Here is a 24,706-nt window from a genome sequence, read left to right on the forward strand (position 1 = left end):
TCTAGCAATCTAGACACCGTAAAGATAACAGCATGGGAGACGACGATGGCGCTGCTGGACCCGATCGAGGCTGCTCATGACAATCTTGCGCCGATCCCGATGGAGTGCGACGCGCCATTCCTGACAGTCGTCGGCGAATTGCCACGTGAGCTCAACGGCACGCTCTACCGCAACGGCCCCAATCCGCAATTCGAGACCAAAGGCTCGCACTGGTTTGTCGGCGACGGCATGCTGCATGCCTTTCACATCGAGAACGGCCGCGCGAGCTATCGCAATCGCTGGATCCACACGCCGAAATTTCTCGCCGAGCACGATGCCGGCCGCGCGCTCTATCGCGGCTTCGGCCAGAAAATGCCGGATGCCCCCGCTTCACTTGGCAATGACTCAGGCGCGGCCAATACCAACATCGTCTTTCATGCCGGCCGCCTGCTCGCGCTGGAGGAAGGGCATGCGCCAACCGAGATCGAACCGGGCACGCTGAAGACGCTCGGCTATCAGAACTATAGCGGGCGCATTGGCGGGCCGTTCACCGCGCATCCGAAGCTCGATCCCGTTACCGGAGAGATGAATTTCTTCGGTTATAACGCCCGCGGTATCTTCAGTCCGACGATCTCGTTCGGCGCGATCGATTCATCGGGTATCGTGACGCGCTTCGAACGTTTCGACGCACCTTATGCCAGCATGGTGCACGACTTCATCGTCACCGAGAAATATCTGCTGTTTCCGATCCTGCCGATCACCGGCAGCATGGACCGCGCACGCTCGGGCCGCCCACCTTATGCGTGGGAGCCGGACAAGGGGTCTTATGTCGGCGTGATGAAACGCGGCGGCAGTGCCGATGATATCAAGTGGTTTCGCGCCGAAGCCTGCTACGTCTTCCATGTGATGAATGCGTGGGAGGAAGGCGACCGCATCATCGCCGACGTCATGCAGTCCGAGGAAGCGCCGCTGTTCACGCATCCCGACGGCTCGCCGACAGATCCTGCGAAATCCAACGCGCGACTTTGTCGCTGGACCTTCGATCTGGCCGCCAATACCGATCGTTTCACCCGCACCTATCTCGACGACGTTACCGGCGAATTCCCGCGCATCGACGAGCGCCGCTCCGGCCTCGTCAGCACGCAAGGCTGGTATGCCTGCGATAACCCGGCACCGGGTGCCAGCAAGGCCTTTTCCGGGATCACACATGTCTGGCGTGACGGCGTCAGGCTCGGCCAATACATGCTGCCACTCGGCGACAGCATCTCCGAACCCGTCTTCGTCGCGCGCGGCAAGGATGCAGCCGAAGGCGACGGCTGGCTGCTCGCGGTGGTGTGGCGCGCCCGGCAGAACCGCAGCGATCTGGCCGTGTTCAATGCCACCGATGTCGCCGCGGGACCGATTGCTCTCGTCCAGCTCGGTCACCGGGTACCAGCAGGCTTCCACGGCAACTGGGTTGATTCCTTCTAAACCATTGATCCAATGACAGTTAGAGATCTCGGCTCACATAATTTTGACAGTGTAAAGATTTTTGTTGACGAACCCGCGGGCAAGGCCTAAAAGAAATCTTGACATCGTAAAGATGGAGCGATGGGAAAACAGCCTGGCGCCTTTTTTGATGATCGGCGCGGCTGCCACCGCCTCCTGAACCACAACGATAAAAGTCTCACTCGACAACAAGCGCGCGGAACCACGCCATGATCAACGTCCTCGCCAAGCTGGCCATCGGCTTCCTTTCCACCATCGCCTTTTTCACGACCTTTGCGGTCGCAGGAGACGTGCTGATCGCGACTGCCGTCGCCATCGCAAGTGCCGCGACGCAGTTCGTTCTCGCACGAACCGCATATCGCAGGCCGGACATGATGACCCGGACGGCAAGCTGGGGCAGCCTGGCCCTCGTGCTGGTTGTGACCGGGACCACGCTCGTCGGTATCGAACCATCCGGCGCGGCCGCCTCGGCCTCTCATGACGTTTTCACGCCGGTCGGCAATGTCTGCCCGCTCTCACAGCAAGACATATGATCGCAGGCTGCTGCACAGCGACGCAACGACTTCATAAGCGAGCCCGCAACGCACCTTCACAACGTCAAGATAGCCCGAACTGGAAACGCCATGGCTTCCTTTCTCATCATCGCCCCGTTCGGTGCTTTCGCCATACTGATGATGGTGTCATCGGTCGCGATCAGCCTCTTCGCCGCAGCCGCGCTGTCGCTCGGCATCGTGGTCTGGGACGTGATCCGCGGCGGCTCGCTGAAGATGCTCGCAGCAGGCTCGGTGCTGATCTTCAGCGCGCTGGGCTGCTACATCACGCTGGTCGACGGCAATTGGAGCGCGGTGGCCGTCCGCCTCGCCGTCGATGTCGGCCTGCTCTCAATCGTGCTGCTGTCGCTGGCGATCCGCCTGCCCTTCACGCTGCAATATGCCCGCGAGATGGTCGACGCCGAAACCTCGAAGCTGCCCGGCTTCATGAAGGCGAACTACATCCTCACCTGGGCCTGGGCCGGCGCATTTGTGCTGATGCTGGTGGCGGATATGCTGATCATTTACATGCCCTCGCTGCCGCTATGGATCGGCTTTGCGGTGGCTTTTGCCGCTCGCAACTCTGCCGTTGCCTTCACCAAATGGTATCCGCAATATCGCCGCGCAAAATACGGCGCTGCGAAGCCGGCAGAACCGCTGAAGCCCTGATCCACTTCGCCTGCAAATCGACGCCTGACCATCTCGACTGCATTGGGAGTACTGCGATGAAGGACGTATTCGCCAAACTTGGCCAGGATTTCTTCTCCACCATCGTCTTCCTGGTGCTCTATCTCGTCACCGGTGACGTCCTTCTGGCGACCTGCGTGGCGATTGCGGGTGCCGTCGCACAGTTTGTCTATGCCCGCATCAAGGGCTCGAGGCTTGATGTAATGACCTATGCCAGTCTCGCGCTGGTGGTCGTCCTCGGCGGCGCGACGCTGCTGACCAAGGATCCGCGCTTCGTGTTGGCCAAGCCCAGCATTGGACATTTCGCCATCGGCGCGATCATGCTGCGCAAGGGCTGGATGCTGCGCTACCTGCCACCCATCGTCAGCGAGACGATCCCTGAATATGTGACCGCTGCGGGCTATGCCTGGGCCGCGCTGATGTTCGCGCTTGGCGCCGGTGTCATCGCTGTGGCCATGACCGGCGATATGAAGCTGTGGGCGTTCTATGTGTCGGTCGTAGCCATTGGCGCCAAGGTGCTGGCCTTCGCGATCCAGTATGTCGTGTTCCGGGTGATCGTCGGCCGCAAGCTTCGCGCAGCTGCAGCGACGGCGCCGCAGATGGGCGCCTAGTCGCTCGTACGCAACAGCGAGCTTCGCAAACGGGCTACTCCGACATCCACCGTCAGCGGCGGCGATGCCGCGGGCGCATGAACCGTGTCGCCCTCATATTCAGCCGTGATCCAGCGCGTGCCATCCGCCAGCGCCGAGGTGGTGAACGACGCCGTGCCGGCGCGATCGAGGCCGACATGGGTCGCAAGAACCTGCTCGCCATCGCGAAAGGTGACGGCACCTTTCGGAATGCCAACACCGCCGGCAATCGCGGCCGTCAACGTGACTACCGCTCCAGACGGACAAGGATTCTCGGACGACGACAGCGCCACCGCCGGCGTGACGCGTATGGTTTCCTCCACCACCGCGGATTGGCTCGGCTGCACCACGACAGGCAGATAGTTGGACGTCCCCATATAATCCGCACGGAAGCGATGCGGACCCGGCGGCAGTCGCTGGACCACCAGCGACGGATGGGCCACATCGACCCAGCCAAGCACCATGAGCGTCGTCTCATCGACAAAGCGGACGATGCCGCCCGGGACACTCCCACCGCGTTCACTGATCACGGACGCCGTCAGTGTCGTGCGACCGGTCGCATCGATAGATGCCACCAAAGTGGTCCGGGTCAGTTCGGAGTGAATGATGGATTGGGCGCGGGCCGCGGCCGGACTTGCGAGCATAACTGCAGTGACGACGACCAGATGAAAATTGTTCACCTGTTACACTCCGGTTTGCCACCCCTGGGATGAGGCGCGTGGCCGGCGAAAAGGTTCAAACACAAAAAACCGGATGCGGAGAGGCCGCATGCCGATGTGAACAATTCGTCACAGATACTGATAAAACATGATCCCGTTGACCGCGCTGGCCGCGGCCAACAACGTCACCACCGTCACATTCAGCTTCAGAGCATCCAACATGGCGCGGCCTCGAATTCGTCTGCAGTCTGATCGCTATTGGAACAGCGCCGCCTGAGTCGTCACCGCTTTTCTTTTTCCTCCGCATCCTTGCGAGTCACCGGAGAATCGAGTCCCGCGCACAGACCGAAATTCAGCGGGGTCGCTGCAGGCCTGAGTCGCATTTTGTCGAACCAAATCGCTGATGCCACGACACAAAACCATGACCCGAATCGCCATCCTGATCGCCGGCCTCATCACCGCCGGCACCGCCTTTGCGCAACCCGTGACGCCGCCGCCGGAGCTGCTATCGCCGGAGACACCGGAATGGTTTGCGAGCGCCCGTGCCTTCGTGCCGCCGGACCGCGTGGCCGGTCAGGCGTTTCATGTCGACATGTCCGATCCGCAGGCGCCGGTCGGATATGTCGCGATCTATCCAGCCGGTGCCAACGATCCGAAGACAGCGGCAAGCGCATTCGATGCCGGCGAGATGCTGGTGGCGAAGCTGGCACGCAGTGACGGCAAGCTGACCGCCCTGTCAGCCGAGCTGCGCCCGCGTGACGTCACGCTGAACAGCAACATCCCGCGTGTACTGAGCGCTGCGCATGACGATGCGGAATATCGCCAACTCCACGCCGAATTGCTGAAGACGCGCGGCACGCTGCCGGATGGCGCCATTCCCTGCGATATCCATGGCTGGTCGACCGACCGCGACCCCAACGGATTGAATGTGCGCGCCGGGCCATCGACGAAGGCCAAGGTGCTCGGCACACTGCCGCCGCCCTACAAATTCAAGAGCAAAGGTGAGAACGTGCCTGACGGAGGCTGGCTGACGGAATTTTCCATCATCGGCTTTAAGGATGGCTGGTTCCTGATCGAAGGCGCAACGCCGCCCGGCAAGGACTACGAAGACGCGAGCGTCTATCCGCGCAATCATCCAAAACCCTATGGCGGCGGCGGCTGGGTCTCAGCCAGCAAGGTCGGCGCGCAGTATGCCAATGGCGACACGCAGATGGGCGGACTGTTCCAGGCGCCGCATGTGGACGCGCAGTGGACGCCGGCCAAAGGCGAAGGTGGCAGCGAGATCAGCGCCGACGGCGGCCCCAAGCGCGTTCTCGCCTGCAGCGGCTTCTGGGCGCTGGTGGAAAGCCACGACGGCGTCCGCGGCTGGTGGCGACGGCTGTGTTCAAGCCAGGTGACGAATTGCAGTTGAGCTAGAACCAGATTTGCTGTGGCACGCCCAGCGCATCGCGCGGTGCATTGCCTTCCGGCAGACAGCCCACGCAATCGCGCGCGACCAGCGCCACCGCACAGGCATCGAGCACATCATCCCGCTTTGCGCCGGTGCGCGTGCGCTTGCCGGTCAGCCAGTCGTCGAGATCGCTGAAACCGTTCGCCGTCAGCAGATGACGACGCAGCGCGAGCCCCTCCTCCGCATGTTTGGACGGCAGCGGCACATCGCCGTTCAGACGGAGAAACACGAGTTCGGGGTGAGCTTCGCGGATATCGAGGTCGCGATGCGCCTGCACGACGCCATCGACCTCCATGATCTTCGGCCCGAGATGCCAGAGCTGGCGCGAGACTTTCTTCTGCCCGCGCCTCTCGGCCTCCGCGTTGGCGAGGTCGGGATCGGTGAAGTCCTGCCACAGCCAGCGACGTCCGCCGGAGAATACGCGCGAACCGTGGGGGCTGAGCTTCTTTCGGGCGAGCTGATCGCAGGCACGCACGCCATCGTCGCCGAGACCGATGGGAATATCGATCGCCGCGCGGCCAAAGTGCTGCGTCGTGAGCCAGGAAATGTCGCTGATGAAATCGATGGAGCGGTGGTCGCCGTCGAGTGTGACGGCGACCCAGCCTTTGCTGAAGCCATCGAGGCCAATGAAGGTCACGACATGCTCTCAGCCGTCATTGCGAGGAGCATCTTGCGACGAAGCAATCCAGTCTTCGCTTGTAGCTTTCTGGATTGCTTCGCTGCGCTCGCAATGACGCCAAGAGGTCGCAGCATCAACCGAGGTTCAATTCCTTGAAGAAGTCGTTGCCCTTGTCATCGATAATGATGAAGGCCGGGAAATCCACGACGTCGATACGCCAGATCGCTTCCATGCCGAGTTCAGGATATTCGACCACCTCGACCTTCTTGATGCAGTGTTCGGCGAGGTTTGCCGCCGAGCCGCCGATCGAGCCGAGATAGAAGCCGCCATGCTTCTTGCAGGCTTCGCGCACGGCGACGGCGCGGTTGCCCTTGGCAACCATCACCATGGAGCCGCCGGCGGCCTGGAACTGATCGACGAAGGAATCCATGCGGCCGGCCGTGGTCGGGCCGAAGGCGCCGGAGGCATAGCCTTCGGGCGTCTTGGCGGGGCCGGCGTAATAGACCGGGTGGTTCTTGAAGTAATCCGGCAGCGGCTCGCCCTTCTCCAGGCGATCGCGCAGCTTGGCATGCGCCGAGTCGCGCGCGACGATCATGGTGCCGGTGAGCGACAGGCGCGTCTTGGTTGGGTAGTTCGACAGCGTCGCCAGAATGTCCTTCATCGGCTGATTGAGATCGATCTTCACAACCTCGCCGCCGAGCGCCTGCTCCACCTGCGGCAGATACTGTGCGGGGTTATGCTCGAGCTCTTCGAGATAGACGCCGTCCTTGGTGATCTTGCCGAGCACCTGGCGATCCGCCGAGCACGACACGCCGAGGCCGATGGGCAGCGACGCGCCGTGGCGCGGCAGGCGGATGACGCGAACGTCGTGGCAGAAATACTTGCCGCCGAACTGCGCGCCGACGCCGGACGACTGCGTCATCTTGAGGATTTCCTGCTCCATCTCGAGATCGCGGAAGGCATTGCCGTCCGGCGAGCCTTGCGTGGGTAGCGCGTCGAGATAACGCGCGGACGCGAGCTTCACCGTCTTCATGCAGAGCTCAGCCGAGGTGCCGCCGATGACGATGGCGAGGTGGTAGGGCGGGCACGCGGCGGTGCCCAGCGTCATGATTTTTTCCTTCAGGAACGCGAGCAGACGATCCTTGGTCAGCACCGACGGTGTGGCCTGGAACAGAAAACTCTTGTTGGCGGAGCCGCCGCCCTTGGCCATGAACATGAACTTGTAGGCGTCGTCGCCCTCGGCATAGATCTCGCACTGTGCCGGCATGTTGTTGGCCGTGTTCTTCTCTTCATACATGGTCAGCGGCGCGACCTGCGAATAGCGCAGGTTACGGCGCAGATAGGCGTCGCGCGCACCTTCGCTCAAAGCAGCCTCATCGTCGCCATCGGTGATGACGTTGCAGCCCTTCTTGCCCATGATGATTGCGGTGCCGGTGTCCTGGCACATCGGCAGCACGCCGCCGGCGGCGATGTTCGCATTCTTGAGGAAGTCGAAGGCCACGAATTTGTCATTCGGGCTGGCTTCGCTGTCGTCCAGGATGTTGCGCAGCTGCTGCAGATGGCCGGGGCGCAGATAGTGGTTGATGTCGCCGAACGCGGCCTCCGAGAGCGCCTTCAGCGCATCCCGCGACACCACCAGCATGTCCCTACCCAGCACTTTCTCGACCCGCACGCCCTCGGTGGTGACCTTCTTGTAGGGGGTGGTGTCTGCGCCCAGCGGAAACAGCGGGGTGTGCTTGTAGGGCGGGACGGGCTTCGGATCAGGGAAAGCGGTGGGAGCGTTCATGGATGGGGCCTCAAAAAGGGAGGGGATTTGAAGCCCTTGTAGGCGGTTTCCAGGCAGTTTTGAAGGGTTCAAAACAGGGGGACAGGCCCCCAATCGCAGGATAATCCCCCGTTCCAGCAGTAACCGGCTGCGCCCGCCGCGCCTTGCATAAAGTGGCGTCCCGCGTTTCAGTGCGACCGGGGATTGAGGAGAATCTGGAATGTCCATCGACCGCCTGCGCGGCATTTTTTCGGCTGTGGCGCTGCTCGCCACCGTGACCCTTGTCGCCTCGCCTGCCCGCGCCGACCGCTGCGATGATCTCGCGCGGCAGCTCAAGAGCCAGATCGACGGGCTCAGCGTCGGGCGCACCGCAGCCAATGTGATCTACCTGTCGCATCCGGCGGCGAAGCAGTTGCGACTTGGCTGCGCCAGCCGCAATTTCAGCAACGAGCTCTACGCGGCATCCGCGACCCGCAAGCCGGCGCCAGCCTTCACCGATCTCGTCGCCAGTGCGGCAGCCGTCATCTTCACGATCCCCAAGCCGGATACGGTGAAGGGCACCACGCGATGTCTCGGCCGCATGGGGATTTTCCGCGGCGACGACGTGAAGCTGCGCTATCGCCGGCTCGACCTGCGCTGCACCCGCAACAAAACATCGGCGAACATCACGATCTCCCGCGGCAAGGACGAGTGAGTATTTCGTTTTAATTGTAGTGAAGTCCTGGACGGCACGTTTACCACCGTTTCCGATCCACACCGATTGCCGCAAATTGCAGCGCCTGATTTACCAAGTCCTTGTTGGCGCATGCGCCATGGTTCGACTGCAAGTGTTGGAAACAGGGAATTTGAAATGAGCGTTTCAAGCGTCAGCAGCGCACCGCCGGTCACGCAGGTGACACCAGTCGAAGCGAAGCCGCCAGAGCCGAAGAAGAATGACGACAACGACAGCCGTACCGCGCCGCCCCCGCCGCGCGCAGCACTGCCGCCCGGCCAGGGTACGCGGATCGACCAGCTCGCCTGAGCCGGCATCATGGGACAGATCAGCCACCGATCGGGCTGACGCTCTGCCTGCCACACCGCCGCCGCGAATCTGGCATCGGATGCGCAGCTTGGGGGTTCGGCATGATCGTTCGTCTCGTGATACGGACGCTGGTCTGGTTCGGCGTGATCGGCGCCGTTTTGTTCACCGCCGCCGGGACCTTGCAATGGCCGGCGGCGTGGTCATTTCTGCTCTTCATGATCCTGCTCGGCCTTGGCGGCGGCCTGTGGCTGATCCAGATCGATCCCGCGCTGTTTGAAGAACGCATGCGCCCCGTCGTACAGCAGGGGCAGCCCACAGCGGACCGCGTCTTCATGGTGGCGTTCTTTACCGTGGCACTGGTCTGGCTGATCGTTGCGGGGCTGGATCAGCGCTTCGGTCTTTCGCAAATGACCGTTGGAGTCCAGGTCGCGGGTACGGCACTCGCAATCACGGGAATGGCAATCTCATTCTGGGTCCTGCGCGAAAACAGTTTCGCCGCACCGGTCATCAAGCTTCAACGCGACCGCGGCCAGCACGTCATCGATACCGGTCCGTATCATCTCGTGCGTCATCCCATGTATAGCGGCGCCATCCTGTTTTTTCTCGGCACATCCCTCTGGCTTGGCTCGTGGTGGAGTACCGCGCTGACGCTGATCCTGGCCGTGCTGCTCGCATGGCGCACGACGGCCGAAGAGCGTACGTTGCGGGACGGTCTCCCCGGTTACACCGACTATGCGACGCGAGTCCGCTATCGTCTGTGTCCGGGGCTCTGGTAACCTCGCCACGCGAGCTGCGCGGCGCTATTTGTCCAGCGCCTTGTAGTGCCGGAAGATGCCGTCCTTGTTGAAGGCAATGCGGCGGTCGCTGTCGAGATAGGCCTTGATGTTCGGGCGAGCCGCCACGCGGTCATGCAAATCGATCAGGCGTGGGATCTCCCGCTCGAATTTTTTCATGCGTTTCGGAAATGCGTAGCGCAGTCCTTCGACGATCTGGAACAATGACAGATCCACATAGGTCGCCTTGCGGCCAGTGACATAGGCACCCTCGCCAGCCTTCAATATCCGCTCGAAATAGCCGAGATATTTCGGCACGCGCTCTTTCAGGAATTCAGCGCTGCGCTTTTTGGCCGGGCCTTTCTGATCCTCGTAATAGAGCGACACGCCGATCGGGTGATGGGTGTCGTGCACTTCGGCAATGAAATCGGTGATCGTGAGCTGGAGTTCATGCAGTTGCAGTCGCGCCGCTTCGGACTTCGGCGCCAGACCGTGACGTGGGCCGAGATAGAACAGGATGTTCGCTGTCTGGCCGATCACCATCTTGCCTGCCTTGAGAAATGGCGGGGCGAATGGCGGAATGCCTTTCTTGCTGCCGAGCATCCTCGTCATTGCGGCCATTCCGCCCTTGCCACGCGCCATATCGCGGTAGTCCGCGCCGGCGTCTTCGAGCGCCAGGCGCACGAATTCGCCGCGGCCCTGGATCGTCGGCCAATAATACAGCTCATATCGCATGCAGAACCTCGCCAATGTCGCGTCAGGGGGTGCCAGGGTAACTGTTCACCGCGGAATTCGTTCGCCGCGCTGGTCCGGCGAGAACTCCGCACCATCGTCCAGCTACCGCCGCAAAACGCGCCATGGCCGGGACAGGCCCGGCCATGGCGGAGTGTATTGCCGCTCGTCTGCCGCAACAGAACTCAGTTCGACGCGAAGCAGTACAGCAGCCCGTCGCCGCCGGTGCTCTTCAGGTCGTTCTGCGAGCAACCGCCATCTGGGCCGCGCGACGGATGCGAGGTGTTCCATGACTTGGACGGCGGTTCTTCGTTCAGCCCCGTACGATCGATATGACCGACCATGGCGGCCCCCTGGGTGCTGCTCGTCCAGTTCTTGCAGGTGCGATCCTCGCCGGCGGCGAAGGCGGTGCCATCGGCTTGTGAGCCGGTCAGCACGTCATGGCGATTCGGCGTATCGCCGCGGCCATTGATCACCTCGCCCTTTTCGCTGAGTGAGGTCTGCTTGGAGAGGTTGTTGCTGGCGCCATGCAGATCAGCGACATCCTTGGCGACGACGACGCCCTTGGCATTCTTCCATGGGCCGTTGCCGATCCGGTCCTTGGCATTGATTGCGGGCTTGCCGTCGGCGGCCTGCGTCGAGAGATAAGCGCGCCAGGTCTTGGCGCCCGCGCCTGCAGCCTGCGCCAGCGTCTGGCAATGATTGTCAGCACCGGCGAGGCCACCGAGATTGCCGCCATTGCCGATGCCATTGCTGGTGACGAAGAAGCTGGTGTCCGCGCCCTGCGCGAACGATGGCGACGTTGCTGCAAGCGAGACGGCGACAGCACCGGCGCATAGGCCGAGACGGGTCATGGTCGAGAGAAGAGTGGGCATCGATTCCTCCAATTTGTTTTTGTAGCCACGCAACGCCAGTCGCGATGGGACGCAACTGACCAACACGTCATCCGGCGGATTATTCCCGCTCTCTTATTGAGACCATCGCTTGGCAATGCACACGCATGACGCCAACAAAAAGCGCCGCGGAATGATCCGCGGCGCTTGTTCGATTTCAATGACGCAAGGCTTACGCCTGCTGGATCGCCGACAGTTCCCAAGCGGCGCCGCGCGGGCGCACGAACGTCCAGATCTCGGTCGCTTCGATCGGCGTTTCGCTGCCAGCCACCAGACGATTGGTGCCACGCTCCAGCGTCTTGTCGACCAGCGAGAAGCGCATCGCGACGCTCGCATAGTCGGTGTCGCCTTCGCGCCAGGCTTCCGCCAGGTCGCCCTGCAGCAGCTTCACATCCGACACCTTGTTGATGTCGTTGCGCGCTTTGTTCTCGGCGAGATCCTTGGCGAAGTACGACACCATTTCCGGCGTCGACAGCTTGCCGAGCTTCTCGACATCTTCGTTCGACCAGGCGGCCTGTACGTCGCTGAGCAACTTCTCGAAAGCTTCATAATCCTGCGGTGCGATCTCGATCGGCTTGTCATTCGAGCCGCCGCCGAAACCAAAGCCACCGAGGCCACTGCGCTGGGTCGGCTGCGCGCCATAACCCGGCTGCGCCTGGTTCATGTGCGCCTGGTTCTGGTCGGGACCATTGGCCGGGCCGGTATAGGCCGAGTTGGCCGGACCGGCATAGGCCGACGCCGTCTGGTTGCGACGCTGCCACCAGGACATCGCGAGGCGGACGACGATGATGATCAGGCCGACCTGCAGCAGCAGGCCGATGATCGAGGAGATGCCGCCGAGGCCGCTGAACAAGCCACCGCCGAACAGCATGCCGAGCAGGCCTGCACCGAGGAAGCCGGCAGCGAGGCCGCCGAGCATGCCCATGCCCGGACGGTTGAAGAAACCGCCCTTGCTGGCTGCGCCCGTGGTCGCGCTGTTCATGCCGGGCGAACCCGGCTGCTGCATGGTGCGGTTGAACGGCTGAGCCGCGTTAGGCGCCGTCGACGTGCTCGGCGGGGCCGAGAACGTGCGGTTGCCGCGCGAGCCCGAGCTGCTGCCACCGCCAACGCGAGCGTCGGCAGAGGAGATTGCAATTGTGAGCGGCATCGCCAGCGAAAGGACGACGGCCATCGTCTTGACGACGCCGCGCATGCTGAACGTGAAAGTCATGGTCATTCCCTCAATCCCCGGCAGGGGGAAAACACCCCTAACATGGCTACCCCAGCCTAAAAGGGAAGCACCGTTCGAGGGTAAACGCTGCGGCCCTCGGTCGCGGCTCGTCATTGAACCTTTGGCGCAAGAGTCATCTTGCTTTCAAACACTTATGCTGCATTGCGGGGTGAATGCGCATTAGAAGGCAGGATGGTATTGTCGGCGGCGCTCCGTTAATTCGGCGCCATGGTTTCCTTGACCTTGGCGATCAGCGCGCTCAGGGCGAACGGCTTGGCCAGGAAGGCGAATTGCTGGTGTTCCGGCAGGCTCTTTTCGAAGGCTTCCTCGGCGTAACCTGACACGAAGATGATGCGAATATCCGCATTGCGGGCGCGCATCTCCTTCAGCAGCGTCGGTCCGTCCATCTCCGGCATCACCACGTCGGACACCACAAGATCAATGGCACCGTTCTGTTCGTCGAATAGCTCCATCGCCTCGACGCCGTTGCCGGCTTCGACCACCGTGTAACCGCGCGAGCGCAGACCGCGGGCGTTCAGCGCGCGCAGGCCCTCTTCGTCCTCGACCAGCAGGATGGTGCCCTGTCCGGTCAGGTCCGCGCGCGGCTTGGCGTCGGCAGCGGCTTCCTTGGCGGCGACGGCGGCTGCGATCGCCGGATCGGGAGCGACTTCCTTTTCCTGATGATGGCGCGGCAGGAAGATGCGGAACGTGGTGCCTTTGCCGGGCTCGGAATCGACATAAACGAAACCACCAGTCTGCTTGACGATGCCGTAGACCGTTGAGAGGCCGAGGCCAGTGCCCTTGCCGACATCCTTGGTGGAGAAGAACGGCTCGAAGATCTTCTCGACGATGTCGGCGGGAATACCGGTGCCGGTATCGCTGACATCGATGCGCACATAATCTGATGGCGGCATACCCTTATAGGACAGCCGCCCGGCATCCTCGGCAGAGACGTTGACGGTGCGCACGGTCAACGCGCCGCCGTCTGGCATCGCGTCGCGCGCATTGACCGCGAGATTCACGATCACCTGCTCGAATTGCGAGATGTCGACCTTCACCGGCCACAGATCGCGGCCGTGCACGACTTCGAGTTTGACCTTCTCGCCGATCAGGCGCTTCAGCAGCAGATCGATATCCGAGAGCGCATCGCCAAGATTGAGCACCGTCGGGCGCAGCGTCTGGCGGCGCGAGAATGCGAGCAACTGGCGCACCAGCGTCGCCGCGCGCGTCGCGTTCTGCTTGATCTGCATGATGTCCTGGAACGACGGATCTGTCGGCTTATGCGCGTTCAGCAGGAAGTCGTTGGCCATCATGATGGCTGAGAGCACGTTGTTGAAATCGTGCGCGATGCCGCCGGCCAGCTGGCCGATGGTGTCCATCTTCTGCGCCTGGTTAACCTGGTTCTCGAGCGTGCGGCGCTCGGTGGTCTCCAGCATGTAGACGATGGCGGCTTCGGTCTCGCGCTCGTTCTCCTCCACGGCGGTGACGAAGAACTGTCCCCAGCGTTCCTTGGCGCCTTCCAGGAGCGCTTCCACCGGCGGGATATCGCCCTGCCCCTGGGCGGCGTGGCCGATGGCCGCGACGAGTTGGTTGCGGTCGCGGTCGCTGACGGCGGCCAGGATCGACTTGTTGACGGCGCCCGATGTGTTGAGGCTCTGCGCCAGTTTGGCGAAACGGGCATTGCCGCGCACCACGGTGCCGTCGCGATCCACCGTCGCAATGGCCATCGGCGTATGGTCGAAGAAGCGCATGAAGCGCACTTCGGCGGCGCGTTGCGGATCCGAGCGCTCGTCGCGGGCGCGGCTGATGACAAGGGTGCGCGACGCACCCGGCACGCCGTCGGCGCCGAAAGCGAGCTTGTGATAGAGACGCACCGGCATGGTCTTGCCGTTGCGCATGCGCAGGTCGATGTCGAAGACTTCGGTTTTGACTTCGCCGGGCATCGGCACAATGGATGTCAGCAACGAGGCGCCGTCACCGGAAACGATGTCGGTCAGCTTCAGACCGCCGGAGCCGATCTCGGCAAGATCGTGATCGAGCCAGTTCGCCAGTGTGGCGTTGACGTAGACCAGCTCGCCCTTTGGGTTGACCGAGAAGAAGCCGCAAGGCGCGTGATCCAGATATTCGATGGCGTGCTGCAATTCCTGGAACACGTCTTCCTGGCGTTGCCGATCGCGGGAAATATCGGCCACCGACCACACCGTGGATTTGGCCTCGCGCTTGCCCTCACCCAGTGGACGCACGCGCATGCGCAGCCAGCGGCCGTGGCTGCCGTCGGGCGCTGCGACACGGACTTCCTCCTGCTGGCGCTTGCCCTCGCGGGCAGCCTTCAGCAGGCGGAAGACGGCTTCGGAGACATCCGGATTACCGATGAAGACGCGCTCGACCGGTCGCGCATCCTGTGCGGAGGCCGCGCCGGTCAATGTGAGATAGGCAGCATTGGCATAGACCACATGGCCCCGCGCATCGGTGACCGCGATACCGTCAAAGGCGTGATCGGCCACGGTGCGCATGATCGGATCGTCGGAGGTGCGATCGGCAAAGCGGACAATACCGGCGGCAAAGGCGAACAAAACGAACAGGCCGACCATCGCCAGCAGCGCCAGCAGGCCCAGAATATAAGGCTGCGCCTGGGCGCGGCCGAGAGTCATGAATGCCACGGCGCAGGCGATGATCGCGGCGGCAATCAGCAGCACCAGCACGATGCTGCCGCTGCGCCGGGCCGGCTCGTGCAGAACCGGATTCTGCGCCGTCATCGATTGGCGATCGTGGTCGGTCTCGGCAGTCATCGGACGGTTCGTCGCCTGTTGGCAGTTGCGGCAGCGCGGGTTTGCGCGCCTCCTGAGTGCATCAATCGGCTGGCCTTACGCAAGCGCCGCGTCGGCCTATTCGCTTCCAATCCGCCGATTCGCAACACGTTCCCGGCCCCTTGCCCGGCCCTTCCCTGAATCATGACGGGCGCCCGGACAGGCCGCGCTTCAGGCCCATGACGTAGCCAATGACTTCGGCCACCGCATGGTAGTGTTCGCCCGGAATTTCCTCGTCGATCTCGACGGTGGCGTAAAGCGCGCGCGCCAGCGGCACGTTCTCGACGATCGGAATATCGTGCTTGCCGGCAACCTCCCTGATCTTCAGCGCGATGTTGTCGACGCCTTTGGCGACGCAGATCGGCGCGGTCATGCCGCGCTCATAAGACAGCGCCACGGCGTAGTGCGTCGGGTTAGTGATGATCACCGACGCCTTCGGCACCGCTGCCATCATGCGCTTCTTCATGTTCTGCTGACGCAGCTGCTTGATCTTGCCCTTGATGTGGGGGTCACCCTCGGACTGCTTGTATTCTTCCTTCACTTCCTGCAGCGACATCTTCAGCTTCTCGTACCAGGTGCGGTACTGGAAGAAGAAGTCGGCAATGGCGACGAAGGCGAGCATCGCCACTACCGAACCCATCAGCTGCAGTGTCAGCGATGTGGTGATGCCAAGGATCGCCGACGGATCGATATGGATCAGCGCATCGAGACGAAAACGCTCGGGCCACAGCACCGCGCACATCACGGCGCCGAGCAGGACGAGCTTGAACAGGCCCTTCAGGAAATTGGCTAGCGCCTGCTTGCCGAAGACACGCTTGGCGCCTTCCATCGGCGACAGCTTGCTGAACTTGGGCACCAGACCTTCGGTGGAAAACACCAGCCGGTGCTGGATCAGATTGCCCGCGAGCGCGGCGATCACGAGAAACAGGATCGGCATGCCCATGGTGGACAAAATGGACATGCAGAGGCTCTTGGCCAGCATCAAAAGTCCGGGCCCGTCAGTCCGTATCATCCAGGAATTTTGCAGAAGATTTTTAAGCGGCGTTTGCAGCCCGCCGCCGACCGAGCCGTTGAAGGTCGACAAGACCAGCGTCGCACCCGCCAGCAGGAACCAGGTATTGACCTCCTGGCTTTTGGCTACGTCGCCGCGTTCGTGGGCATCGTCGAGCTTTTTTTGCGTGGGGTCATGTGTCTTCTCGGAATCGTCGTCGGCCATCCGCGCGCCCCTATATCCGCGGCATCATTTGCTGCATGACGCCGGTGACGTATTCGAGGTAGGTCCCCATCATGGTTGCGAGCACAACGGCGAAGATCAGGAATCCGATCATGATCGAAAGCGGTACACCGACGAAATAGACCTGCATCTGCGGCATCAGCCGTGCCAGCACGCCAAGCCCCATGTTGAAGACGAGGCCGAACACCAGGAAAGGCGCAGCAAGCTGCGTGCCGATCTTGAAGGCCGCCGCGAAGGCATTGGTCGCGAGCTTCGCCACGTCGCCCGTCGACATGATCTCGCCGGGCGCGAAAATCTTGTAGCTGTCATTAATGGCGGCGATCACGAGGTGATGCGTATCGGTGGCGAACAGCATCGTGATGCCGAGCATCGTGAGAAAATTGCCGATCAGCACGCCCTGCTGACCCTGCGTCGGATCCACCGAGGTGACGAAGCCGAGACCGAGTTGCTGCGCGATGATCGATCCGGCGACCTGCAGCGCCGACAGCGTGACGCGCGCGGTGGCGCCGAGCACGACGCCGATGATGATCTCATGCACCAGCAGAACCAGCATCGGCACGATCGATCCCATATCGACGTTATAGGCGCCGCGATGCGCCGGCAGCATGAGAAGGGTCAGTCCCAATGCGATCGATAGCTTGGCCCGTGCGGGAATGTTGGTTTCGCCAAAGCCCGGCATCAACATCACCATCGTACCGATGCGGGCGAAGGCCAGCATGAAGGCAGCGGCGAGAGCGGGCAGAAGCGAGACATCGATGCGCATACGGGATTGTGCATCACCCCCCGATGATTCGCGACGATATCCGCAACATGTAGCTCGACAATGCGTCCCCCATGAACGGGAGCGTCAGCATCATGGTGGCAAAGACCGCAAGAATCTTCGGCACGAAGACCAGCGACTGTTCCTGGATCTGGGTCAGCGCCTGCACCAGCGACACGACGACGCCGACCAGGAGGCCCACGACCATCAGCGGACCGGACACGATCACAATCGTCCAGATCGCATCGCGGGCAACGTCGAGAGTTTCGGGGCCGGTCATTGCAGTAATCCTTGTGTTACGCGGTGTTCGTGATGAGGAAGATCAGATCGGCATCTTCATGATGTCTTCGTAGGACTGGATGACGCGATCGCGCACCGAGACCAGCGTCGACACGGCGACGTCGGTTTCCGCAACTGCCGTGACCACGTCCATCACATTGGCCTTGCCGTTGGCCATTGCGATGGTCTGCGCATCCGACTTGCGGCCGGAATCGAGCACGCTGCCCAGCGCGTCCTTGAGGACCGCGCCGAACGACTGACCACCACCGGCGTCCGCCGCCTTGTTGAGACCGCCACCGACGCCGCCGCCGGCGTCCATGATGCGCGAGAGGGCCGAGTAAGCATTGGCGGCGACAGAGGGAGTTGCCATGGTTCAGCTGTCCTGTTCAGGCCTTGAGGATGTCGAGCGTACGTTGGATCATCCGGCGCGTGGCGCTGATGATGTTGAGATTGGCTTCGTAGGAGCGCTGCGCTTCCTTCATGTCCGTCATTTCCACCAGCGAGTTCACGTTGGGGTATTTGACGTTGCCGGCGGCATCCGCCGCGGGATTGCCGGGCTCGTAGCGCGTGGGAAATGCAGATTGATCCGGCCTGATGCGGCCGAGGCCGACGATGCGGGCATCCAGCGAGCGGTCCAGCTCGGATTTGAAGGTCGGCACCTTGCGGCGATAGGGGTCACCGCCCGAAGTCTGCGCTGTGGACTGCGCGTTGGCGATGTTTTCCGAAATCACCCGCATGCGGCCCGCCTGGGCGCGCAGACCGGAGGTCGCGATGCCCATGGAACGCGAGAAGTCGCTGATATCGTCGGCCATGATGAGCTCCCTTTATGCGCGCGGCGGCGTCAGCGCTTGCCGATAGCGGTCTTCAACAGACCGAGGCTGCGGGTGTAGAGCGAGGTCGCGGCGGCATAGTCCATCTGGTTGGCCGAGACCTTAAGCATCTCGTCTTCCAGATTGACGGCATTGCCGGCGGGGCGGGTCTCGTAGCCGACCCGGTTGTTCTGGTTGAAGGAGGCCGAGCCCCCGGTCGGCAGGATATTGGTGCCGGAGGCGCGCATCATCGGCAGCGAGCCCATGCCGCCGGCGGTGACGGACGTGTTCCCGGCCTTGTCGAATTTCGGTTCCACGAGATCGCGGGGGCGGAAGTTCGGAGTGTCCGAATTGGAGATATTTTCGGCCAGCACACGCTGGCGCTCCTGATGCCACTGCATCTTGGTGCGCAGCGCCGACAACATCGGCATGTCGCTGATCGCCATCGGCCTTCTCCGCCCGCCCGGACGGAGTGTCCTGAGCTAGGCAGAATTTGCCGCCTGCATGGTTAATACGAAGTTAATTTCCGGCGGTACTTGTTACCGAACCGTAAATGAATGCTGCAAAATTGACGTTTTTCGCAAATGCCAACGCTTTTTTGCCTGAATTGGCCGATTAACCATCCCCATCGGCCATACGACGGGGCGGCAGAAGTCGTTTTGGCTGCAGCGATTCATAGTTTATTATTAACCAACGGCAGGTTCTGCCGTGGGGCGTTAACAGATGGGGCGTGATTCACGCTGCGTGCGGGGCGTGCGGGGGTATGACACCTCCGGCTCTGGACGTGGACGTTGCAGCCACCCTGTCTGGCTGGGGACTTTATGATGCAATCATCGGTGCAATTTATCTTGGCCTTCGTTGTCGTGCTGGCGCTGATCGGGCTTACCGCCTGGCTGGTGCGCCGATTCGCTGGCAACCGGCTGGGCAACAACACCAGCCGCGGGCGCTTGCCGCGGCTCGCGGTGATCGACGCCGCCGCCGTGGACGGCCGCCGCCGCCTGGTGCTGGTCCGCCGCGACAATGTCGAACATTTGCTGATGATCGGCGGCCCGTCGGACATCGTCGTCGAGCCCAATATCGTCCGCGCCATACCCGGCCGTGAGCAGGCCCCGCAGCGCGGCGGCCTCGCCGCCGATGTGGCAAGCCGCGGCCCGTCGCTGCCTGAAGCTCCGAGCTGGGCAGAGAGCAACGACTCCGGCTTCGATTCCGAACCGCATGTGCCGGAGCCGGCGCCGCGCCCCGCGCGCCCCTCCTTTATCGAAGAGCCACGCCGCCCGGCCGCGCCTTTGCCGGAGCGTCGGCCCGATCCGGTAGCCAGCCTCGCGCCGGAACCTGCGCCGCGCCCCGAACCGGCGCCACGCAACGACCTTTTCCCGCAGCGGCCGATTCCGCGAAGTGAAATGCCACGTGCCGAGATGCCACGTAGCGAGCCGATGATGCCGCGCCCGATGCGTGCCGATCCGCCGATCCGCACCATGCCGCAACCCCGCACGCCGGACCGTCCCGTCGCAGCAGCGCCGACCCCGCCTGCTCCGGTTGTTGCTGCCCCGGCTCCCGCCCCGGTCGTTGCGCCGCCCGTACCGACGCAAGCCCCTACGCCTCCTGCTCCGGCAGTCGCCGTGTCGTCTGCCGATCAGAACCTTGCCGATATGGCGCAGCGCCTCGAAGCAGCCTTGCGCCGTCCTGCCGGCGAAACCCGTCAGGATGCGCCTGAGCCCCGGGTCGGCGCTCCGTCGGTGGCGCCTGAGGCACCATCGATCCGTCCGGCTTCGCGGTCGCCGGAAGTCTCGATCGCCAGCCCTGCCCGTGCGGAGGCGCCGCCCGTCGTCCCGCCGGTCAAATCGGGTTTTGAAAATCTCGAAGACGAGATGGCCTCCCTGCTGGGACGGCCAAAGTCCAGTTCGTGAGTTCGGCGAACCTCCCGCGTAGAGTATTTTTCCTTTCTGTTCTAATCGCCGCCGGGACCTTCGCAGGTCCCGCGATGGCGCAGGACATCAGCATCAATCTCGGCGGCGGTGGCGGCGGCGTCACCGAACGTGCGGTGCAGATGATTGCGTTGTTGACGGTGCTGTCGATCGCACCGTCGATCCTGATCATGATGACGTCATTCACACGCATCGTGGTCGTGCTGTCGCTGCTACGCACCGCATTGGGTACAGCGACGGCTCCGCCGAACTCGGTGATCATCGCGCTGGCGATGTTCCTTACGGCTTTCGTGATGGGACCGGTGCTGCAACGTTCCTATGACGACGGTATCAAGCCGCTGATCTCCAACGACATCACCGTCGAACAAGCTTTGGTGCGCGCATCCATTCCGCTGCGCGGCTTCATGCAGAAGAACGTGCGCGAGAAGGATCTCAAGCTGTTCATGGATCTGTCGGGCGAACCGGTCCCGGCAACACCCGAGGATATGTCGCTGCGGATCCTCGTGCCGGCCTTCATGATCTCGGAGTTGAAGCGCGCCTTCGAAATCGGCTTCCTGCTATTCCTGCCATTCCTGATCATCGACCTCGTTGTCGCCTCGGTGCTGATGGCGATGGGCATGATGATGCTGCCACCGGCGGTGGTGTCACTGCCGTTCAAGCTGATCTTCTTCGTGCTGGTGGATGGCTGGTCGCTGGTGGCCGGCAGTCTGGTGCAAAGTTACGGACAGTAGCGAGGCTTATTCCCTACCGCGTCATCTCGATCTTGCGGACATTGACCACCGGCTGCGGCTTCAGCGAACCGGTCGGCATCGGATCGGCACTGGCACCTGGCAGGATCGCCTTGGCGCTGCTTTCGGGGAAGCGCGTCTTCATCTCGCGCAGGAAGCCGTCGAGCGTATCGACGGACGCGGCCATCTTGGCAATGGCGGCGAATTCCGAAGAGTTAGTCGAGGTCGGCTTGCTCGCGGTGTCGAAGGCGATCTTGTCGGCACCGACATTCATCAGCGGCGCATACTTTTCGCGGAAGCGTGCGAGACCGAGGGCGTCTTCCGCCAGCGCATAACCCACGACAGCACGGATGATGTCGCTCTTTTCGCTTGGCGTCAGCGGCGAGAAATCCCGCCAGCGGTCGCCATAATAGAGTTCGATCTGTTCGGAGGCTTCGCGCCAGCGCCGCGACGACCAGTAAATGTCCGAGCGGAGCCTTATCGCTTCGCGTCCGCTGACATGAGAGATGATGTCGAGCGCTAGCTCACGGCGGCCGATGTCACTCTGCGCCCGCGCCTCGAGCAGCAGCCGCTGTTGACGCAGCTCGCCATTGAGATCGGCGATGCGCGTAGTGCGCAGCGCGGCGATGGCGCGGTCGGGCTTGCGGCTCATCAGATAGACCATCGCTAGACGCGCAGCGACCTGCGAGCGTGCAGCGCCCTCGAGACGGTGATCGACCTGATACTGCAGAAGCTCGGCGGCCTGATCGAGCAGATCGACGGCCACGAGACGATCTGCAAGACGGCGGATCATTTCGTCGCCGCGGCGGCCGATCGGGGTCAGCTCGCGAAACTCGTAGAACATCGCCAGCGCATCGACCGGCGGCAGGCTGTCGCCCTTTGGCGACAGATAAATTTGCGAGAACAGCGCTTGCGCTTCGTCCTGCACCTGGCGCGCGGCTTCGCTGTTGGCCTGGCGCTCGGTGGCCGTACGGGCGGCTAGCAGCGAGTCGTTGTAGCGGCCGAGTTCGGCATACATGCGCGACAGGATCTGCAGCACCTGCACTTCCGTGCCGTCGCCGCGCCAGGTCACTGCCAGCACTTCGAGATCATGCAGCGCGTCCTCGCTGCTGATCTCGTTGCGCTTCTGGCGTAAATTGATTTCGCGCAGCTTGGCTTCCGCTGCGGATTGACGATCCACCGACCCGGTGACGTCCTGATACTTCGACAGCGCATCCCTCTCGCGGCCGAGCGCCTCATCGAGCCAGCCGCTGAGCAGCATGGCCGCGGGCTTGATCTCCGGCGAGATGCCGACCGTTTCGAGCTCACTGCCGCGCGACGACGCGCCGGCATAGTCCTTGACCTCGAGCGAGGCCCGCAGCGCGAGCATCAGGGCCGCACGCTGCAGATCGGCCGGCAGCGCGGCGAGCGTGAACTCGGCATTCTTGAAACGCTCGCGCGCCTCGACCCATTTTTCCTGCTTGGCGTAGGCGAGCGCCTTCCACAATTCACCATCGTAACCCGGCCCGAGCACCGGATTGGCGATATCCTTCAGGGTTTGTTCGGGACGCCCCATCATCGCGCTGGCCACCGCATGGACGATCAGCGCGACAGGGCTTTCCTCGCCGACCTTGGTGTCCGCGATCGCGAGATCGGCGACGCCCTTGGCCTCGTGGTACATGCCGCGCGCCATGTAGAATTTGGCCAGATCCATCCGCGCCTGCGGCAGCGAACTAGCTTCGGCCGATGACATCGCGTCGATCAACTCGTCGAAGCGCGCGTTGAACGGGCCTTCCTGATCCTTGCGCCACTGGCCGACATCGAAGATCGGCCGGGCGACCGTCGAGGCGCGCTGCGGCGCCGCATCGGCTGCCGACAGCGTCAGGCCGCCGGGCTTGGTGAGCATCACCTTGTCGATACTGGCTTCAACGGACACGTCGTCGGAGTTCACCTGAACCACCACGCCGTGAATCGATTCCAGCAACGAGAATTCAACGAAGTCCTGGCGGCGGATGAAGCCGCGCGATGGTGGCAGCGCGGTGATGATATTGAGCGTATCGCCGGCATCCGGATCAACCAGGCGATGCTTGAGACCGGGCTTGGCCAATGGCACCTGCACGCTGGCCCGCGAGGGATCGGCAATGTTGCGCACGGCGGACAGCGGCTGCGACGGCGTCTGACGTGTATCGGCCAGCATCAGCGACCAGGCCTGTCCCGCGCCGGCAGGATCGTCGGTCGTGAGCGAAGCCAGTTGTGGGCGATTAAGGCGGATGCGGATCGCCTGCCCCTTCTCCAGCGGGATCGTGCTCACATCGGCAATGATCGATCCGCTGTCGCGGCGGATCGGCGCGGTGTCGATGGGCCGCGTCGAATCTGCCACCAGCCACAGGATATCGCCGCGACGAAACAAAGCGACCGGCGTCTGCGATGGAAAGGCAAAGGCTATGCGCACGCCGTCGCTGCTGCGCTTGACCTCAACCGGCATGCCCGCCGGTTCGGTCGGCGCAGCAGCAACAGGCGCAGCAACAGGGGCCGCCGCAACGACAGGCGCAGGCGGCGGTGTTTCTTTGGCAGGAGCTACGACAACAGGCTCGGCTGCCGGCGCAGGCTTGGGTGATTCAGCGACCTTGGCCGCCTCGGGCTTTGGCTCTTCCGGCTTCGCTGCCGCGACGGGCGCTGCCGGTGCAGCCGTCGCAACCTCGACCTTCTTCTCCGGAACGATCTCTTTTGCGATCGTCTCGGAGGTCGGCGGCACGATCTCGCCGGAGCGCTGTGCCGGAACGCTGGCGGGCTTCTCGACCTCGGGAGGCTTCGCCGCGACCGGCGGTTTCTCGTCCGCAGGAGCGGCCACCGGCAGCTTGGCCAGCGGCGACGGCTTTTCATTCTGCTGGAAGCCGATGTCGACGACGTAGCTCTTGTCCTCGCGGAACGACTTCACATCGACGTCGCCGATCAAGCCGATCTCGACGGCGGTCCGGTTGCCATCCATCGCCTGACCGATCGATGCGACATTGGCGGGTGCAGACAGTTTGGCATCGGCGAGATCGAACACCAGACCGGCATTGAAGGTCAGCGTCAGCGTCTTCTCGTTCAGCACCGACGACACACCGACGCCGCCGGTCTCGAACACGAAGCGCACGAAGGTCGGCTGCACGGATGCGCGTACGCGGATCGGCGGCTTCTTCTGGCTTTCCGCGGCAGCGCGTTGCTGGCGCAAGGCACGCTCTGCCGCGCGCGCACGCTCCGACAATTCCTTGACCACATCCTGCGGCAAACCGGGCGGCATGCCCTTCCAGCTGTCGGGCAACAGATCGATGAAGATGCGCTCACCCGCCGTCATCGAATTGACGGTCACCCTGCGTGACAAAGCGAGACGGATCGCCGTGCCATCGGGATCGCGGCGTGCGGAGCCGATATAGTCGGGGGCGGCATCGCCGAGAATCTCGACAGGAATATCGACCGGCCGCTTGAAGCGAATGACGAGAATGGTGCCGGCTTGCGTCACCTCGGACTCCACGTCCTCGGCAAGCTTCAGCACGATGCGGCCATAGCCGCCCGACGTGCCCATGCTGGCGGTGCCCCTCACCGCTTGCGCAGATGCGGCATCCGGGAACGACAGCGCAAGACAGACAATGCCCGCGACCACCACGCAACGTCGAACGGCCCGCGTCCATGCGCGAGCTTGCGTCCAACATGCAACGGCAGCCGTCCGTGCCATTCAGAAGTGTCTCTCAGCCCGATGCTCGAAGG

At 62.9% G+C, this 24,706-nt stretch carries 24 protein-coding genes; 10 read left to right on the forward strand and 14 right to left on the reverse strand.

Annotation, left to right across the window (positions count from 1 at the left end; all coding sequences use genetic code 11):
* Positions 1-45 precede the first annotated feature (45 nt).
* From AB8B20_RS10105 to AB8B20_RS10120, 4 genes are all read left to right on the forward strand, one after another.
* Positions 46-1,449, forward strand: a complete 1,404-nt coding sequence (locus AB8B20_RS10105) for a carotenoid oxygenase family protein (RefSeq protein WP_439072469.1) — start codon at positions 46-48, stop codon at positions 1,447-1,449.
* Positions 1,450-1,676: 227 nt separating this feature from the next.
* Positions 1,677-2,000, forward strand: coding sequence for a hypothetical protein (locus AB8B20_RS10110; protein ID WP_115029860.1), 324 nt, complete (start codon positions 1,677-1,679; stop codon positions 1,998-2,000).
* Between the two features lie 90 nt (positions 2,001-2,090).
* The gene (locus tag AB8B20_RS10115; RefSeq protein ID WP_320444994.1) at positions 2,091-2,666 is read left to right on the forward strand and encodes a hypothetical protein; all 576 of its coding nucleotides are present in this window, start codon (positions 2,091-2,093) and stop codon (positions 2,664-2,666) included.
* Positions 2,667-2,722: 56 nt separating this feature from the next.
* Entirely contained in the window at positions 2,723-3,295 is a 573-nt protein-coding gene (locus AB8B20_RS10120) for an inner membrane-spanning protein YciB (protein WP_175366546.1), read from the forward strand.
* Here the strand turns inward: AB8B20_RS10120 and AB8B20_RS10125 are convergent.
* Positions 3,292-3,993 carry an Ig-like domain-containing protein gene (locus AB8B20_RS10125; protein WP_439072470.1) on the reverse strand — a complete coding sequence of 234 codons (702 nt, stop codon included), beginning with the start codon at positions 3,991-3,993 and terminating at the stop codon, positions 3,292-3,294. The two genes, AB8B20_RS10120 and AB8B20_RS10125, sit on opposite strands and share 4 nt — an antisense overlap.
* Before the next feature lie 400 nt (positions 3,994-4,393).
* Between AB8B20_RS10125 and AB8B20_RS10130 the strand changes: the two genes are divergently transcribed.
* Positions 4,394-5,383 (forward strand): SH3 domain-containing protein, encoded by a 990-nt coding sequence (locus tag AB8B20_RS10130; protein ID WP_439072471.1) that lies wholly within the window; start codon positions 4,394-4,396, stop codon positions 5,381-5,383.
* 1 nt (position 5,384) lies between these two features.
* Here the strand turns inward: AB8B20_RS10130 and AB8B20_RS10135 are convergent, their stop codons facing one another.
* The gene (locus AB8B20_RS10135; protein WP_439072472.1) at positions 5,385-6,059 is read right to left on the reverse strand and encodes a DUF429 domain-containing protein; all 675 of its coding nucleotides are present in this window, start codon (positions 6,057-6,059) and stop codon (positions 5,385-5,387) included.
* A gap of 115 nt (positions 6,060-6,174) precedes the next feature.
* Entirely contained in the window at positions 6,175-7,827 is a 1,653-nt protein-coding gene (locus AB8B20_RS10140; RefSeq protein ID WP_089265165.1) for a fumarate hydratase, read from the reverse strand.
* A gap of 199 nt (positions 7,828-8,026) precedes the next feature.
* Between AB8B20_RS10140 and AB8B20_RS10145 the strand changes: the two genes are divergently transcribed.
* From AB8B20_RS10145 to AB8B20_RS10155, 3 genes are all read left to right on the forward strand, one after another.
* Positions 8,027-8,500, forward strand: coding sequence for a hypothetical protein (locus AB8B20_RS10145; protein ID WP_231079917.1), 474 nt, complete (start codon positions 8,027-8,029; stop codon positions 8,498-8,500).
* 156 nt (positions 8,501-8,656) lie between these two features.
* Entirely contained in the window at positions 8,657-8,827 is a 171-nt protein-coding gene (locus tag AB8B20_RS10150; protein ID WP_165826873.1) for a hypothetical protein, read from the forward strand.
* Positions 8,828-8,928: 101 nt separating this feature from the next.
* Positions 8,929-9,603, forward strand: coding sequence for a methyltransferase family protein (locus AB8B20_RS10155; RefSeq protein WP_439059327.1), 675 nt, complete (start codon positions 8,929-8,931; stop codon positions 9,601-9,603).
* Positions 9,604-9,627: 24 nt separating this feature from the next.
* On the opposite strand, the gene AB8B20_RS10160 is transcribed toward AB8B20_RS10155, so the two are convergent.
* From AB8B20_RS10160 to flgB, 10 genes are all read right to left on the reverse strand, one after another.
* Positions 9,628-10,335, reverse strand: coding sequence for a glutathione S-transferase (locus tag AB8B20_RS10160; RefSeq protein WP_439059329.1), 708 nt, complete (start codon positions 10,333-10,335; stop codon positions 9,628-9,630).
* Positions 10,336-10,517: 182 nt separating this feature from the next.
* A complete protein-coding gene (locus AB8B20_RS10165) occupies positions 10,518-11,186 on the reverse strand; it encodes a lectin (protein WP_089265691.1) in 669 nt (222 codons plus the stop codon).
* 211 nt (positions 11,187-11,397) lie between these two features.
* Complete coding sequence (locus AB8B20_RS10170) at positions 11,398-12,435, reverse strand: Tim44 domain-containing protein (protein WP_439073058.1); 1,038 nt, start codon at positions 12,433-12,435, stop codon at positions 11,398-11,400.
* Positions 12,436-12,650: 215 nt separating this feature from the next.
* Positions 12,651-15,224, reverse strand: a complete 2,574-nt coding sequence (gene cckA, locus AB8B20_RS10175; RefSeq protein WP_439072473.1) for a cell cycle histidine kinase CckA — start codon at positions 15,222-15,224, stop codon at positions 12,651-12,653.
* Between the two features lie 160 nt (positions 15,225-15,384).
* Positions 15,385-16,458 (reverse strand): flagellar biosynthesis protein FlhB, encoded by a 1,074-nt coding sequence (flhB, locus tag AB8B20_RS10180; RefSeq protein WP_093756615.1) that lies wholly within the window; start codon positions 16,456-16,458, stop codon positions 15,385-15,387.
* Positions 16,459-16,468: 10 nt separating this feature from the next.
* The gene (fliR, locus tag AB8B20_RS10185; protein ID WP_068735671.1) at positions 16,469-17,239 is read right to left on the reverse strand and encodes a flagellar biosynthetic protein FliR; all 771 of its coding nucleotides are present in this window, start codon (positions 17,237-17,239) and stop codon (positions 16,469-16,471) included.
* 13 nt (positions 17,240-17,252) lie between these two features.
* Positions 17,253-17,516, reverse strand: a complete 264-nt coding sequence (fliQ, locus tag AB8B20_RS10190) for a flagellar biosynthesis protein FliQ (protein WP_068735669.1) — start codon at positions 17,514-17,516, stop codon at positions 17,253-17,255.
* Between the two features lie 42 nt (positions 17,517-17,558).
* The gene (gene fliE, locus AB8B20_RS10195) at positions 17,559-17,885 is read right to left on the reverse strand and encodes a flagellar hook-basal body complex protein FliE (protein ID WP_068735666.1); all 327 of its coding nucleotides are present in this window, start codon (positions 17,883-17,885) and stop codon (positions 17,559-17,561) included.
* Between the two features lie 16 nt (positions 17,886-17,901).
* Positions 17,902-18,327 (reverse strand): flagellar basal body rod protein FlgC, encoded by a 426-nt coding sequence (gene flgC, locus AB8B20_RS10200; protein ID WP_089265171.1) that lies wholly within the window; start codon positions 18,325-18,327, stop codon positions 17,902-17,904.
* A 29-nt stretch (positions 18,328-18,356) separates the two neighbouring features.
* Entirely contained in the window at positions 18,357-18,770 is a 414-nt protein-coding gene (gene flgB, locus AB8B20_RS10205) for a flagellar basal body rod protein FlgB (protein ID WP_231079909.1), read from the reverse strand.
* 375 nt (positions 18,771-19,145) lie between these two features.
* Between flgB and AB8B20_RS10210 the strand changes: the two genes are divergently transcribed.
* Together AB8B20_RS10210 and fliP are read left to right on the forward strand one after the other, a co-directional pair.
* Positions 19,146-20,231, forward strand: a complete 1,086-nt coding sequence (locus tag AB8B20_RS10210; protein WP_439064486.1) for a flagellar biosynthetic protein FliO — start codon at positions 19,146-19,148, stop codon at positions 20,229-20,231.
* A complete protein-coding gene (gene fliP, locus AB8B20_RS10215) occupies positions 20,228-20,980 on the forward strand; it encodes a flagellar type III secretion system pore protein FliP (RefSeq protein ID WP_149531242.1) in 753 nt (250 codons plus the stop codon). Before AB8B20_RS10210 ends, fliP begins: the two co-directional genes overlap by 4 nt.
* A 13-nt stretch (positions 20,981-20,993) precedes the next feature.
* Here the strand turns inward: fliP and AB8B20_RS10220 are convergent, their stop codons facing one another.
* The gene (locus AB8B20_RS10220; RefSeq protein ID WP_439072474.1) at positions 20,994-24,674 is read right to left on the reverse strand and encodes a tetratricopeptide repeat protein; all 3,681 of its coding nucleotides are present in this window, start codon (positions 24,672-24,674) and stop codon (positions 20,994-20,996) included.
* Between the last annotated feature and the right edge of the window lie 32 nt (positions 24,675-24,706).

Origin of the sequence: Tardiphaga sp. 866_E4_N1_4, from assembly GCF_052076075.1 — a bacterium.
In the GTDB taxonomy this organism is placed as follows: Bacteria; Pseudomonadota; Alphaproteobacteria; order Rhizobiales; family Xanthobacteraceae; genus Tardiphaga; species Tardiphaga robiniae.

Coding starts and splice junctions, on each gene's coding strand:
- AB8B20_RS10210 (WP_439064486.1), top strand. CDS start 19,146: ATGATGCAATCATCGGTGCAATTTATCTTGGCCTTCGTTGTCGTGCTG.
- AB8B20_RS10130 (WP_439072471.1), top strand. CDS start 4,394: ATGACCCGAATCGCCATCCTGATCGCCGGCCTCATCACCGCCGGCACC.
- AB8B20_RS10155 (WP_439059327.1), top strand. CDS start 8,929: ATGATCGTTCGTCTCGTGATACGGACGCTGGTCTGGTTCGGCGTGATC.
- AB8B20_RS10115 (WP_320444994.1), top strand. CDS start 2,091: ATGGCTTCCTTTCTCATCATCGCCCCGTTCGGTGCTTTCGCCATACTG.
- fliR (WP_068735671.1), bottom strand. CDS start 17,239: ATGCGCATCGATGTCTCGCTTCTGCCCGCTCTCGCCGCTGCCTTCATG.
- flgC (WP_089265171.1), bottom strand. CDS start 18,327: ATGGCCGACGATATCAGCGACTTCTCGCGTTCCATGGGCATCGCGACC.
- fliE (WP_068735666.1), bottom strand. CDS start 17,885: ATGGCAACTCCCTCTGTCGCCGCCAATGCTTACTCGGCCCTCTCGCGC.
- AB8B20_RS10170 (WP_439073058.1), bottom strand. CDS start 12,435: ATGACTTTCACGTTCAGCATGCGCGGCGTCGTCAAGACGATGGCCGTC.
- AB8B20_RS10165 (WP_089265691.1), bottom strand. CDS start 11,186: ATGACCCGTCTCGGCCTATGCGCCGGTGCTGTCGCCGTCTCGCTTGCA.
- AB8B20_RS10220 (WP_439072474.1), bottom strand. CDS start 24,674: ATGGCACGGACGGCTGCCGTTGCATGTTGGACGCAAGCTCGCGCATGG.
- AB8B20_RS10150 (WP_165826873.1), top strand. CDS start 8,657: ATGAGCGTTTCAAGCGTCAGCAGCGCACCGCCGGTCACGCAGGTGACA.
- flhB (WP_093756615.1), bottom strand. CDS start 16,458: ATGGCCGACGACGATTCCGAGAAGACACATGACCCCACGCAAAAAAAG.
- AB8B20_RS10160 (WP_439059329.1), bottom strand. CDS start 10,335: ATGCGATATGAGCTGTATTATTGGCCGACGATCCAGGGCCGCGGCGAA.
- flgB (WP_231079909.1), bottom strand. CDS start 18,770: ATGGCGATCAGCGACATGCCGATGTTGTCGGCGCTGCGCACCAAGATG.
- AB8B20_RS10120 (WP_175366546.1), top strand. CDS start 2,723: ATGAAGGACGTATTCGCCAAACTTGGCCAGGATTTCTTCTCCACCATC.
- AB8B20_RS10140 (WP_089265165.1), bottom strand. CDS start 7,827: ATGAACGCTCCCACCGCTTTCCCTGATCCGAAGCCCGTCCCGCCCTAC.
- cckA (WP_439072473.1), bottom strand. CDS start 15,224: ATGACTGCCGAGACCGACCACGATCGCCAATCGATGACGGCGCAGAAT.
- AB8B20_RS10110 (WP_115029860.1), top strand. CDS start 1,677: ATGATCAACGTCCTCGCCAAGCTGGCCATCGGCTTCCTTTCCACCATC.
- AB8B20_RS10105 (WP_439072469.1), top strand. CDS start 46: ATGGCGCTGCTGGACCCGATCGAGGCTGCTCATGACAATCTTGCGCCG.
- fliQ (WP_068735669.1), bottom strand. CDS start 17,516: ATGACCGGCCCCGAAACTCTCGACGTTGCCCGCGATGCGATCTGGACG.
- AB8B20_RS10145 (WP_231079917.1), top strand. CDS start 8,027: ATGTCCATCGACCGCCTGCGCGGCATTTTTTCGGCTGTGGCGCTGCTC.